The sequence below is a fragment of the Curvibacter delicatus NBRC 14919 genome, from assembly GCF_001592265.1.
Classification (GTDB): domain Bacteria; phylum Pseudomonadota; class Gammaproteobacteria; order Burkholderiales; family Burkholderiaceae_C; genus Hylemonella; species Hylemonella delicata.
In genome coordinates this window covers 1-12,361 of record NZ_BCWP01000058.1, presented here as the reverse complement: position 1 = coordinate 12,361, position 12,361 = coordinate 1, and the positions used below count along the sequence as shown (strand labels likewise).

General features: G+C 63.9%; 10 protein-coding genes. 5 read left to right on the top strand and 5 right to left on the bottom strand.

Translation table 11 applies throughout. From position 1 onward, the window contains the following. From CDE01S_RS17135 to CDE01S_RS17115, 5 genes are all read right to left on the bottom strand, one after another. Positions 1 to 1,833: nitrite/sulfite reductase (locus CDE01S_RS17135; RefSeq protein ID WP_084382965.1), on the bottom strand; the 1,833-nt coding region annotated here is incomplete at its 3' end. 136 nt (positions 1,834 to 1,969) lie between these two features. Beyond that, the gene (locus CDE01S_RS17130) at positions 1,970 to 2,761 is read right to left on the bottom strand and encodes a sulfite exporter TauE/SafE family protein (RefSeq protein ID WP_066710523.1); all 792 of its coding nucleotides are present in this window, start codon (positions 2,759 to 2,761) and stop codon (positions 1,970 to 1,972) included. An 89-nt stretch (positions 2,762 to 2,850) separates the two neighbouring features. Beyond that, positions 2,851 to 3,846, bottom strand: a complete 996-nt coding sequence (locus CDE01S_RS17125) for a nucleoside hydrolase (RefSeq protein ID WP_066710521.1) — start codon at positions 3,844 to 3,846, stop codon at positions 2,851 to 2,853. A 120-nt stretch (positions 3,847 to 3,966) separates the two neighbouring features. Then, positions 3,967 to 5,760: an FAD-dependent 5-carboxymethylaminomethyl-2-thiouridine(34) oxidoreductase MnmC1 gene (gene mnmC1 / locus CDE01S_RS17120; protein ID WP_157077176.1), complete on the bottom strand. Its 1,794-nt coding sequence runs from the start codon at positions 5,758 to 5,760 to the stop codon at positions 3,967 to 3,969. Between the two features lie 52 nt (positions 5,761 to 5,812). Beyond that, complete coding sequence (locus CDE01S_RS17115) at positions 5,813 to 6,085, bottom strand: oxidative damage protection protein (protein WP_066710516.1); 273 nt, start codon at positions 6,083 to 6,085, stop codon at positions 5,813 to 5,815. Between the two features lie 130 nt (positions 6,086 to 6,215). Between CDE01S_RS17115 and CDE01S_RS17110 the strand changes: the two genes are divergently transcribed. The 5 genes from CDE01S_RS17110 to CDE01S_RS17090 all read left to right on the top strand — a co-directional run bounded on the left by CDE01S_RS17110 (position 6,216) and on the right by CDE01S_RS17090 (position 10,604). Continuing rightward, complete coding sequence (locus CDE01S_RS17110; RefSeq protein WP_066710514.1) at positions 6,216 to 7,226, top strand: sulfate ABC transporter substrate-binding protein; 1,011 nt, start codon at positions 6,216 to 6,218, stop codon at positions 7,224 to 7,226. A gap of 510 nt (positions 7,227 to 7,736) precedes the next feature. Beyond that, positions 7,737 to 8,777: a methionine ABC transporter ATP-binding protein gene (locus CDE01S_RS17105; RefSeq protein WP_066710512.1), complete on the top strand. Its 1,041-nt coding sequence runs from the start codon at positions 7,737 to 7,739 to the stop codon at positions 8,775 to 8,777. Continuing rightward, positions 8,770 to 9,435, top strand: a complete 666-nt coding sequence (locus CDE01S_RS17100) for a methionine ABC transporter permease (RefSeq protein WP_066710509.1) — start codon at positions 8,770 to 8,772, stop codon at positions 9,433 to 9,435. The genes CDE01S_RS17105 and CDE01S_RS17100 overlap by 8 nt, the downstream gene beginning before the upstream one ends. 61 nt (positions 9,436 to 9,496) lie before the next feature. Continuing rightward, positions 9,497 to 10,291, top strand: a complete 795-nt coding sequence (locus CDE01S_RS17095) for a MetQ/NlpA family ABC transporter substrate-binding protein (protein ID WP_066710506.1) — start codon at positions 9,497 to 9,499, stop codon at positions 10,289 to 10,291. Between the two features lie 106 nt (positions 10,292 to 10,397). Further along, positions 10,398 to 10,604: a thioredoxin domain-containing protein gene (locus CDE01S_RS17090; protein ID WP_066710496.1), complete on the top strand. Its 207-nt coding sequence runs from the start codon at positions 10,398 to 10,400 to the stop codon at positions 10,602 to 10,604. The last annotated feature ends 1,757 nt before the right edge of the window (positions 10,605 to 12,361 follow it).

The window sequence follows — 12,361 nt, the reverse complement described above, 5'->3', positions numbered from 1 at the left end:
AGCGTGCGGGTGCTCGGCCAGTGCTTCGGCGCGGCGTTCCAGATCGTGGCGCATCTGGTTGGCGGCCTGCTTGAACGGCTCGGCACCAACGCGGCGCAGTGTCTCGATGAAGCGCTCGTCGGCTGTGCGCTGCGCACGGTAGGTTTCCAGCACGGCCTCGATCACATCCGGCACTTCGGCGCTGGAGAACGAGGGGCCGACCACCTTGCCGGCGCCGGCCGGGCCGGACAGCGTGGTGCCGTCGGAGCCGCCCAGGGTGACCTGGTACCACTCCTTGCCATCCTTGTCGACGCCCAGGATGCCGATGTGGCCGCTGTGGTGGTGGCCGCAGGAGTTCATGCAGCCGCTGATGTGCAGGTCGATCTCACCCAGGTCGTGCAGCTCGTCCAGATCCTGGTAGCGCTCGGTGATGGCGGCAGCCACCGGAATCGAGCGCGCATTGGCCAGGTCGCAGAAGTCGCCGCCAGGGCAGGAAATCATGTCGGTCAGCAGGCCGATGTTGGGTTTGGCCAAGCCGAGGCGGCGCGCCTCGCGCCAGAGCTCGGGCAGCTGGTCGCAGCGCACCCAGGGCAGCACCAGGTTCTGGTTGTGCGTGACGCGCACCTCACCGGCGCTGAAACGCTCGCTGAGTTCGGCCACGGCGTCGAGCTGGTCGGCGGTGGCATCGCCCGGCGCCTGGGCCAGGCGCTTGAAGGAAAGCGTGACGGCGCGCAGGTCGGGGTTCTTGTGCGGCGCCACGTTGCGCTGCAGCCAGCGGCCGAACTCCACATCGTCCTCGGCGGCGGCGCGCAGGATGTGGGCGATCTTGGCATCGGCGCTCTTGCGGTCGCAGTTGAGGGCCGGCGGCACGAACGAAGCGCTGACGCGCTCGAACTCGGCCGCGGTGATGGTGTGCGGTGCGCCGTCCTTCTCGACGATGTCGCGGTACTCGGCTTCCACCTCGTCGATGTAGCGCTGACCTTCGGCCTTCACCAGGATCTTGATGCGCGCCTTGTAGGCGTTGTCGCGCCGGCCCCAGCGGTTGTAGACCCGCACCACGGCTTCCAGGTAGTTGAGGATCTGGTCGCAGGGCAGGAATTCGCGGATGGTGCTAGCAATCACCGGCGTGCGGCCCATGCCGCCACCCACCAGCACCTTGAAGCCCAGGGTTCCGGCTTCGTTGCGCACCAGTTGCAGGCCGACGTCGTGCCAGCCGATCGCAGCGCGATCTTCGCGGGCACCGGTGATGGCGACCTTGAACTTGCGCGGCAGGAAGGCGAACTCGGGGTGCAGCGTGCTCCACTGGCGCAGAATTTCGGCGAAGGGGCGCGGGTCGGCCACCTCGTCCACGGCAATGCCGGCCAGTTCGTCGGTGGTGATGTTGCGGATGCAGTTGCCGCTGGTCTGGATGCCGTGCATGCCCACGCTGGCCAGCAGGTCCATCACGTCGGCACTCTTGGTCAGCGGAATCCAGTTGTACTGCACGTTCTGGCGCGTGGTGAAGTGGGCGTAGCCGGTGCTCAGGCGGCTGCCGATGGCGCGGCCGTCGCGCAGCTGGATCTCGCCCAGCCGGTTCTGCGCCGCCACCGCGCCCTGGAACAGTTCGGAGGTCGGCTGGTCGTACTCGCGCGCAATGCGGGCCAGCACGCGCACCTGGCTGCTGGAGAGCTCGCCATACGGCACAGCCACGCGCAGCATGGGCGCATGGCGCTGGATGTACCAGCCGTTCTGCAGGCGCAGCGGCTTGAAGTCGTCGCCGCTCAACTGGCCGGACAGATGGCGTTCAAGCTGGTCACGGTATTGCGCGGCGCGCGTGTGCACGAACTGGCGGTCGAATTCGGTGTACTGGTACATAGCGAGAAAACTTAGATGGAGGAACGCGTGTCTTTACGGGGAACGCCGTGGAACCGGCTTCGCCGGTCCACTGGCGTTGCCCCCTTGAGGGGGGTGGCGGAGTGACACGTAGTGCACGTAGCCTGGGGGTGTTTCTTCATATAGCGATGAGCTTGAGGCCGGCCCAGGCCAGCAAAACGGAAAGGGCGGAGCGGATGACGCGCTCGTTGATGCGGTGCATCAGGTGCGAGCCGAGCCAGATGCCGGGCAGCGAACCGGCCAGCAGCTTGGCCAGCAAGGGCCAGTCGACCGAGCCGAGCGAGGCGTGGCCGAGACCGGCCACCAGCGTCAGCGGCACGGCGTAGGCAATGTCAGCCGCCACGATGCGCGGCAGCGGCAGCAGCGGGTAGACGATCAGCAGCACGCTCACGCCGATGGCGCCGGCGCCGACCGAGGTCAGTGTGACCAGCGTGCCCACCACGGCGCCCAGCAGCAGCGGCAGGCTCCAGTGGCGCGGCGTCGCGGCACGCGCTTCCTGGCCCTGGGCCAGCGTGGCTGGCAGTGCCTTGCCGCGCACTGCCTTGTAGAAGGTGGCGGCGGCCGTCAGCAGCAGGGCAGCGCCCAGGGTGCTGGTCATCAGGCTCTGCACGGCCGGATTGGTCGGGCCGATGTGGTGGAGGATGTAGAGGGTGATCAGGGCGGCCGGAATGCTGCCGGCCGACAGGTTGAGCACGATGCGCCAGTCGATCACGCGGGCACGCGCCAGGCGCACGGTGCCGCCGAGTTTGGTGAAGGCGGCGAACAGCAGGTCGGTACCGACCGCCAGATAGGGCTTGACGCCGAAAAAGAAGATCAGGATCGGCGTCATGAGCGAGCCGCCGCCCACGCCGGTCAGGCCAACGACCAGACCGACAAAAAAGCCCGCAAAAACAAACGCCACGTCATGCATGGACGCGACTGTAGAGGGGGCTCCATGAATTCCAAACTACATTTTTCTTTGAGATATATGCAATTGGGGAATATGGCGTGCTTCAGGGCTCAGGCCGGGGCGGGCAGCCAGTCGCCCGCCAGGCTGGATGCGAGCCAGGCCAGGCAGGCAGGGGCATCCACGCCCAGGCAGACCTGGATGCGCGGGAGGTGCTCTTCCCAACCGTGCTGGGGGTACAGCACATGCTCGCGCCGGTCCATGATGGTCTGGCCCTCGGCCAGCCCCTCGGTGGCTACGCGCACGCGGCCGGGTTCGGTGCGGAACAGGTCGGGCCGCAAGACAAACATCACTGCCAGAACGTCGTGGCTGAGGCAGGCCTGTTGGCGCGCCAGTTCGGGGTCGAGGTGGGCGTAGTAATCAACCGAGAAGCGCGCGGCATGCAGCAGCAGGTCGGTGGCCGGGTGCCGGTGCTGGGCCGCTACGCGCTCGAACAAGGCCAGTGGCACGGCCATGTGCTGCGCCGCGTCCAGTCCCACCAAGGTGAGCTGGAAACCGGCGGTGAAGATCACATCCGCCGCGTGCGGGTCGTGCCAGATGTTGGACTCGGCCACCGGCGAGACGTTGCCGGGCGCAGCAATACTGCCGCCCAGCACGACCACCTGTTTCAGCAACGCCGGCAGCCTGGGCTCCAGCCGCAGTGCCTGGGTCAGGTTGCTCAGGGGCCCGGTGGTCACCAGCGTGACCTCGCCGGGGTACGCGTTGGCCTGCTCGACGATAAAACGCGCGGCGGAGCGTTCATCGGGTGAATAGCTGTCGCGCCGGCGCTCGGGCAGGTTGCCCAGGCCGTCGGCACCGTGGCTCCCGGTGTCCGGCCGCACCCCGGCCTTGCGCGTGGGGGTGTTGACGCCTTCGCACACCGGAATATGCCGGCCCGCCAGCGCACACAGGTAGATGGCGTTGCGCGCCGCCTGTGCCGCCGACACATTGCCGAAGGTGGCCGTGATGCCCAGCAGCTCGATCTCGGGCTGGGCCAAGGCGAAGTACAAGGCCACAGCATCGTTTATGCCGGGATCGCAGTCGAGGATGATCTTGTGGCGCTGGCTCATGGGCCTTCCATTATTCCCGCTACGACCAAGAGCAACCTGGCGGCCTTGGGGTAATCTCGTTCATGCTACAAAATGTATAGCTGTTTGCGCTGTTTTGGCAAGGCTTGGATGCCATTTTGATCAGGATCCTTCGCCCTGCGAAGATGGCCGGCGCCGCGCGTGCAGGAAGTGCGCCAGGCTGGCCTCCACCGGCCAGGGTTCGGCCCCCAGGCGCGCCGCCAGCAGTTCTGCGCACAGCAGCGAGAAACTCAAACCGCGCGAGCCCATGGCGGCGTTGATCCACAGGGTCGGCCGGGGGCCGTCTTCCAGCGGGCCCACCAGTGGCAGGCGGTCGGCGCTGACGCAGCGCGTGCCACCCCAGCCCCGTGCCGCCTCGGGCGTGAACGCGGGGGCCAAGGCGCGTGCTGCCACCGGCAGCAGCGTGCGCAACTTCTCCAGATTGCGGTGGTGGTGTTCCGTTGCGATGGCGGGTGGCTGCTGCGCCGCCTCATAGGTGGCGCCGGCATACCAGGCCAGGCCATCCTCGGTGGGCACGGATGGAATCAGGGCGCCCAGGCCATTCACCGGGAACGGTGGCAGGGCGGCTTCATCACCCGCCTGGCGCAGGCCGGCGGACAGCACTCCGCGCATCTCATGCACCGGCGGCAGCTGCGCGAGTTCGGGCAGTTCGGCGCGCAGGCTGTCCAGCAGGCGCGGCGCATCGCTGGCATTGGCCAGCACCACCTGGCTGGCGCTGCCGAGGAGTTGGCCATCGCGGCCGAGCAGTTGCCATACCGTGCCGGAGGGCGTGTCGGTTCGGCGCAAGGTGCTGACTTTGGCGTTGCCGCAGAACTGCACGCCCGGCTGGGCCAGCCAGGCCTGCACCAAGCGGGCCGGCTTGATCCAGGCGGCCTGTGCATGCCAGAGTGCGGGCACCGCGGGGCAGCCTTCGTGCCAAGGGGATGTTTCCAGGGGCGGGGCCGGGCGTGAGATCTCGCTGCCGGCGGCAGGCCAGTGGGCCGGCAGGCCGGCGCGGCCATCGAGGCGCTGCTCCAGCACGCCGCTGAGGGCCCAGTCCACCCCTTCGGGCAGCAGGCGGCGCGCTTCCTGCAGCATCAGCCGCACACCGGCGCGTGACAGGCGCGAACGCGGGCTGTCGTCCGCCGAGACATGCGGCACCACCAGCCCGGCCGGCAGGCCGGAGGCACCGGCCGCCGGCATTGGGGCAGCGTCAAACACCTGGACCCGCCAGCCGCGCCGCGCCAGGGCAGCGGCCACGCTGGCGCCGGCCAGACCGGCACCGATGACGGCGCAGGTGGCGGGTGCGGTCGCCTGGGTGCGCAGGGTTTCGCGGCTGCTCTTGAGTACCCAGTGGGGGGCGTATTCGGCCCGGTTGGCCTGGAAAGCGAAGCCGCTCTGGCCCAGCACCTCGCGCAGGGCCGGGGCCGGGCCGGGCGACGGGCCGACCCAGGCCAGTGGGGTGCCGCGCCGGCAGCAGCGCGCCAGGGCCTTGGCACTCCAGCGGTCCCAGGTGGCTTGGTCATCAAGCAGGACGGTGTCGGCCTCGAACTGCTGCTCACGCAGCAGGGGCTGCAGCTCCCCCACGCACAGGGTCAGCACCAGCTGCCCTTGCGCCAGCAGCAGGCGGTGAAAACCCGGCAACAGGCCGTGCCATTGGGCAGCCAGTTCCTGCACGAGCTGAGGGCTTTCCGACGCGGCCTGGGCGGCTTGCAGCTCGGAGAGAGCGGGCGGCTGCCGGGTGAGGGCGACCACGTGCAGCAGTCGCGGTCGCTGCGCATCGGCCTGCCACGCTTGCCAGAGGGCCAGGAAACGCGGCAGGTCGAAATGGGTGTCGAGGATGCGCCAGACGGGCTGTGAGGCCCAAGCCTGGGGCAGGCCTGCAGCGTGAAGTGCGGCCTGAACTGCTTCGTGCACCGGTTCCGTCACAGGAGCTTGCGAGAGAAACGATGGAAAAAAGGGGGGGCGCTCAGGCGCTCGGCGGCACGTAACCCTGGGCGGCATCGGCACCGGAGCCGAAGAAGTGGTTCTCCATCTGGCGTGCCAGGTACTGGCGGGCGCGGGCATCGGCCAGGTTCAGGCGGTTTTCGTTCACCAGCATGGTCTGGTGCTTGAGCCAGGCGGCCCAGGCTTCCTTGCTCACGCTTTCCCAGATGCGCTTGCCCAGCTCGCCAGGGTAGGGCGGGAAGTCCAGACCTTCGGCCTCTTTGCCCAGTTTGATGCAGTTCACCATGCGTGCCATATGCAGCCTCTTTCAATCACTCAGATGTTTAGGGAATAAGCAACTGAAATCTTATTCGTTCCAGTTTTGATCATGTTTCAACAGAATCCATTTCATCGCCATTCATTCACGGATTTGAAAAGGAAAAAACATGACGCAACGGCGCAACTTTATCAAGCTTTCAGTGGCCTTCGCACTGGCAGGGACAGCCCTGGGCAGTCTGGCCCAACCGGCCGCCACGCTGCTCAACGTGTCCTACGACCCGACGCGTGAGCTGTACGTCGAGGTCAATGCCGCTTTCACCAAGCACTGGAAGGCCAAGACCGGCCAGGACGTGACCATCAAGCAGTCGCACGGCGGCTCGGGCAAGCAGGCGCGCTCGATCATCGACGGGCTGGATGCCGACGTGGCAACGCTGGCCCTGGCCGGTGACACCAACGCGCTGGTGAAGAACGGCGGCTGGGTCGCGCCCGACTGGCAAAAACGCCTGCCGCACAACTCCTCGCCCTACAACTCGACCATCGTGCTGGTGGTGCGCCAGGGCAATCCCAAGGGCATCAAGGACTGGGACGATCTGATCAAGCCGGGCGTGAGCGTCATCACGCCCAACCCCAAGACCTCGGGCGGTGCGCGCTGGAACTACCTGGCGGCCTGGGAGTTCGCCAAACGCAAGTTCGGTGGCGACGACAAGGCCAAGGACTTTGTCGCCAAGCTCTACGGCAATGTGCCGGTGCTCGACACCGGCGCCCGCGGCTCGACCATCACCTTTGCCCAGCGCGGCCAGGGTGATGTGCTGATCGCGTGGGAGAACGAGGCCTACCTGCTGGAGAAGGAGTTCGGCACCAAGTTCGACATCGTGGCGCCCTCCATCAGCATCCTGGCCGAGCCGGCCGTGACCGTGGTCGACAAGAACGTGGACCGCAAGGGCACGCGCAAGCTGGCCGAGGCCTACCTGCAGTTCCTCTATACCGAGGAAGCGCAGGACATCATCGGCAAGAACTTCTACCGTCCGATCTCGGCCAAGGCACAGGCCAAGTACGCCAAGCAGTTGCCGAAGCTGAACCTGTTCACCATTGACCAGGCCTTCGGTGGCTGGGAGAAGGTGGCCAAGGATCACTTTGCCGATGGCGCGTACTTCGACCAGATCTACACCAAGAAATAAGCCGGCAGAAACGTCATCCACAGGCACGCAGGAACACAGAACATGTCGGTACTTCTGATTGCAGGCAGCCCGTCCGAGCGCTCCCGTTAGGCGGCCTTGCTGAGCCGGTGACAATCCAAACCATCAAGTCCACAACCAACACATTTTCCGCTGCAGACAAGACATGTCTTCTTAGATCGGACGGTTATATGCATGTGAAAAAACGGTAGTTCTACTTGGCGGTGATTCCTTTCAGAATCTGCCCAATGAATTTGAAAAACAAAGAGGCCAGAGTGATCGAACCAAGCGGCCTTGAGTTTCTGGTCGACAAGTCACCCGTCAATGTGCCGACAGGCAAGGTGCGATGTCACGCCTGATATCCTCCTCGCCACCAACCTTTCAGGTCACAATTTTCCTCTCCACTGTTTTGGGCCATGGATTTGGCAAGGCATGTCCTTGCCTTGTCCCGGTCGGGCTTGCGACATGCGGCGCCGGTTGGCTTGAGCGGAACGGATGAATCGACTCCCCACCATGATTGAACTGCAAAAAATATTTCAGACCTACCAGGGCCCGGAGGGGCCGGTGGAGGCGTTGCGCGGCGTGGATCTGCACGTTGCGCGTGGCGAGATCTTTGGCGTCATCGGCCGCAGCGGCGCCGGCAAGAGTTCGCTGGTCCGCACCATCAACCTGCTCAACCGTCCGGTGGCAGGCCAGGTCCGGGTGGACGGGGTCGAGCTGACGACGCTGGACGAGCCGGCCCTGCGCAAGGCGCGCCAGGGCATCGGCATGATCTTCCAGCACTTCAACCTCTTGTCCTCGCGCACCGTGTTTGACAACGTGGCGCTGCCACTGGAGCTGGCCGGCCTGTCGCGCACCGAGATCCGGGCGCGGGTGGCGCCGCTGCTGGAATTGGTGGGCCTGGCGGGGTTGCAAGACCGTTATCCGGCGCAGATCAGCGGCGGGCAGAAGCAGCGCGTCGGCATTGCCCGCGCGCTGGCCAGCCGGCCGCAGGTGCTGCTGTCGGACGAGGCCACGTCGGCGCTCGATCCCGAAACCACACGCGCCATTTTGGCCTTGCTGCGTGACATCAACCGCGAGCTGGGCCTGACCATCGTGCTGATCACGCACGAGATGCAGGTGATCAAGCAGGTGGCCGACCAGGTGGCGGTGATCGACGCCGGCCGGATCGTGGAGCAGGGCGGCACCTTGCAGGTGTTCAGCCGTCCGCAGCATGAGACCACGCGCAGCCTGATTGACGACGTCGTGCCCCAGGCCTTGCCAACCAGCGTGCTGGAGCGGGTGCGCAGCTTGCTGGGCGGTGTGCCGGCGGCGCAGGGGGTGTTGCTGCGCCTGATCTTTGCCGGTGACGAGTCGGACCGGCCCTTGCTGTCGGATGTGATCCGCCGTTACGACGTCGACCTCAACATCGTGCACGGCCACGTGGACGAGGTGCAGGGCCATCCGTTCGGATCGCTGGCCGTCCTGGCTCGCGGCGCACAAGACAAGCTGGCTGCCGCCATCGCGCATCTGCGCAGCGCCGGCGTGCAGGTACAGGAGCTATCCCATGTTTGAGAGATTCACTGCAGAACTGCTGGAACTGTTTGCCAGCTCGCTCTGGGAGACCGTGCTGATGGTCGGCATTTCGGGCACCTTTGCCGCGCTCATCGGCATCCCGCTGGGCGTGTACCTGCGCCTGACTGATCGCGGCGGTGTGCTGGAGAGCCGTGTCGCCAACCGGGTCGTTGGTGGCATCGTGAACGCCGTGCGCTCCACGCCATTCATCATCCTGCTGGTGGCCGTGATTCCGCTCACGCGTCTGATCACCGGGTCCTCCATCGGCACGGCGGCGGCCGTGGTGCCGCTCACGCTGGCGGCCGGGCCTTTTCTGGCGCGGCTGGTGGAGGCTTCGCTGCGCGAGGTGGACCCGGGCTTGGTCGAAGCGGCACAGGCCATGGGTGCTAGCACGCAGCAGATTGTTTTCAAGGTGCTGCTGCCGGAAGCCTTGCCGAGCATCGTGGCCGGCCTGACGGTCACCTTCGTCAGCCTGACGGGGTATTCGGCCATGGCCGGTGCGGTCGGTGGCGGCGGGCTGGGCGACCTGGGCATCCGTTATGGCTACCAGCGTTTCCTGCCGGAAGTCATGCTGGCCGTGGTCGTGATCCTCATTCTGTTTGTCCAGAGCGTGCAGAGCCTGGGCGACAGCCTGGTGCACCGGTTGCGCCACAAGTAAGGTCTCTTCTTTCTTTCAGATTCATCTGTTGTTCTCTGGTTGTTCTATTCAAGGAGTTTTCATGAACAAGCGTTTTGCCCTTCAATCGGTTGCTGCCCTGGCACTGGCCGCCTTCTTGGTGCCCGCCCTGGCGCAGGACAAGCCGATCAAGGTCGGTGTCACGGCCGGCCCGCATGCCCAGATCTTTGCGGAAGTGAAGAAGCTGGCCGAAAAGCAGGGGCTCAAGATCCAGGTGGTCGAGTTCAGCGATTACATCCAGCCGAATGCCGCACTGGCGGCCGGCGACCTGGACGCCAACAGCTACCAGCACAAGCCTTTTCTCGACCAGCAGGTGAAAGACCGCGGCTACAAGATCGTGGCAGTCGGCAACACGGTGAATTTCCCGATCGGCATCTACTCCAAGAAGGTCAAAAGCCTGGCCGAGCTGAAGGACGGCGCCAAGTTCGGCATCCCGAACGACCCGACCAATGGCGGCCGTGTGCTGCTGGTGCTGCAGGACCAGGGCCTGATCAAGCTTCGGGCCGATGCCGGCCTGAAGGCCACGCCGCTGGACGTGGTTGAAAACCGCAAGAAGCTCAAGTTCGTGGAGCTGGAAGCGGCGCAACTGGCCCGCTCGCTGGATGACCTGGATGCCGCCGGCGTCAACACCAATTACGCGCTGCCGGCCGGCCTGCACCCGGGCAAGGATGCCATTGCACAGGAAAACGCCAAGAGCCCCTATGTCAACCTGATCGCCGTGCGCGAACAGGACAAGTCCAAGCCCTGGGTGGCCAAGCTGCTCAAGGTGTACCAGTCCGAGGAAATCCGCAAGTTCGTGCAGACCGAGTTCAAGGGCGCGGTGGTCACCGGTTTCTGATGCTGGACACGAGGTCTGCGGCCATGCCCCGGGTCCGGCCAAGCTGCCACAGCTTGCGGCCGCATCCAGGGGGTGTCCGCAGCGCTCCGTTGCACATAGGCTGGCCATGATGACGCAGCTCCCTGCCGGTGAACGGCTCGACGTGGTCTGCCTGTGCGCGCTCTGGTGTGGCAGCTGCCGCAGCTACCAGCCGCTGTTTGAATCGCTGCAAGTCCAGTTCGAGGGCACGGCGCGTTTTGCCTGGCTCGACATCGAGGATGACAGCGAGCTGCTCGGCGAAATCGAGGTCGAGAACTTTCCCCTAAGACTCTGATAGCACGTACATCTTTCCACGTCTGTCCACTTCCCAGTCCCTGTCCAACCCAGAGACCGGATTGGCAAGAAGGCCATCAGCGTAGCTCCGACCAGTACACCAGCACGCCGGCATTCACGCTGAAGCGGTAGCTGCTTCCATTGGGGATGATTTCCGAAATGTGAAGGCAGTTCACCTCAGTTTCGGCCCACTGACGGATTCGGCCGACGATCAAGGTATCAACCTCCAGATAGAAGTCCTGGTATCCCCAATAATTACCTGCTGGGCAATTGATACCGGAGACCTTAATCGGTTTCCCGCTCGTGTTCGTACAGACGACGCCGGCAGCACGTGGGCCAGAGCAGCTTGACGCTACTCCGAGCATGTTTTGCCATGTTTGGCCAAAGCCTATTCCCTGGCCAACCCACACCCCGGATTGGCAAGATGGCTAACGAAGCTCGAACCAGGTGGACAAACCTGCATTCGACCAGGCAGAGTAGCTTGAATCGTTTGGGATGATCCCGGAGACAAGATTGACCTGTGAATATCCTGCTCCACCACTATTGTTCGTGGCCACGATAACGCCATTCACATAAAGACGTGAATATGCAGACGAAGACCCCGTGAAAGAAACAGACACATAGATCGGCTTGCCGGTGTTGTTGGTATAGGTGCCTCCATTTGATCGCGCACTGGTTACATCCAGCCACGTTTGGCCGTTCCCGATCCCTTGTCCGAGCCAGCTACCGGATTGGCAAGAGGCTCACCGGAGTTCAAGCCAATATATCGATGAAATATTTCCAACGGTATAAGCAGAGTACGTATGTCCTGGTGGAACCGTAATCACACCTGATTGAGCACCGACGGCTCCAGAGTACGCCCAGACGTAAGGTAATTGGACCCCGTTCACGAAAGCTCCGACACCGCCACCTGCGGTATACCCGGTAGTACTGCCTCCAACAACAAACTGAATAGACCTTCCTGTAGTATTTGTATAGGTCGAGCCATAAGCTCGAATTGCCGTGAAATCCTGCCATGACTGGCCGACGCCTAAACTGGCGCCACCAATTGCAACCCAAATGCCGGATTGGCAAGAGCCTAGTTACCGAAGACCGTTATCAAACCCGTTCTTATTGGATACGCATACATCACGTTGTTATTGTCATCCTGGTAGGAGCAATCAACCTCAACTGCTGTTGTTGTCTGTGGTGTCAAGGTTGCATAGGAAAGCCCGCAGACTTGTGCATGACCATAACCATTCTTCCACCATGAATCGGCGGAAATGTTGACGACGTAGTTCGGATCGACCATCGGCGTCTGAAAAAACACCGCATATCGAGTTGACCCTCCCGAACCCATTACCTGCACCCCAGCGACATTAAAGGAGGAACGGATGGCGCACCAACTCCCAGATGGACCACAAGTTGTTCCATCGAAATTAACCCAAGCCTTCGCGCCCTGACCTACATGCCTCCACACCCCGGATTGGCAAGAGGGCCATCAACGCAGTTCCGTCCACTGTCCTAGAGAGCAGTTTTCGGTGGTCGATGAATAAGTTCCACCAGGGGGGACGATGGCCTGAATGTTGGGAAACTGAGAATATCCTCCCCCACCAGACCATTGCCTTCCTACAGTTACTCCCTGTACCTGCAAGTAGACAATGCAGTAGTTAAAGCCGGCTCCGGTGACCGATACATAGATTGGCTTGGCCGTGTTGTTCGTGTAGATCGAACCAAGGGCGCGTGACCCTGTGTTGGGCTTCCCCCGATTCCCCGGAC

Excerpts from the sequence above, each read along its gene's own strand:
- CDE01S_RS17095 (WP_066710506.1), top strand. The coding sequence starts at position 9,497 with ATGAACAAGCGTTTTGCCCTTCAATCGGTTGCTGCCCTGGCACTGGCC.
- CDE01S_RS17115 (WP_066710516.1), bottom strand. The coding sequence starts at position 6,085 with ATGGCACGCATGGTGAACTGCATCAAACTGGGCAAAGAGGCCGAAGGT.
- CDE01S_RS17130 (WP_066710523.1), bottom strand. The coding sequence starts at position 2,761 with ATGCATGACGTGGCGTTTGTTTTTGCGGGCTTTTTTGTCGGTCTGGTC.
- CDE01S_RS17090 (WP_066710496.1), top strand. The coding sequence starts at position 10,398 with ATGATGACGCAGCTCCCTGCCGGTGAACGGCTCGACGTGGTCTGCCTG.
- CDE01S_RS17100 (WP_066710509.1), top strand. The coding sequence starts at position 8,770 with ATGTTTGAGAGATTCACTGCAGAACTGCTGGAACTGTTTGCCAGCTCG.
- CDE01S_RS17110 (WP_066710514.1), top strand. The coding sequence starts at position 6,216 with ATGACGCAACGGCGCAACTTTATCAAGCTTTCAGTGGCCTTCGCACTG.
- CDE01S_RS17125 (WP_066710521.1), bottom strand. The coding sequence starts at position 3,846 with ATGAGCCAGCGCCACAAGATCATCCTCGACTGCGATCCCGGCATAAAC.
- CDE01S_RS17105 (WP_066710512.1), top strand. The coding sequence starts at position 7,737 with ATGATTGAACTGCAAAAAATATTTCAGACCTACCAGGGCCCGGAGGGG.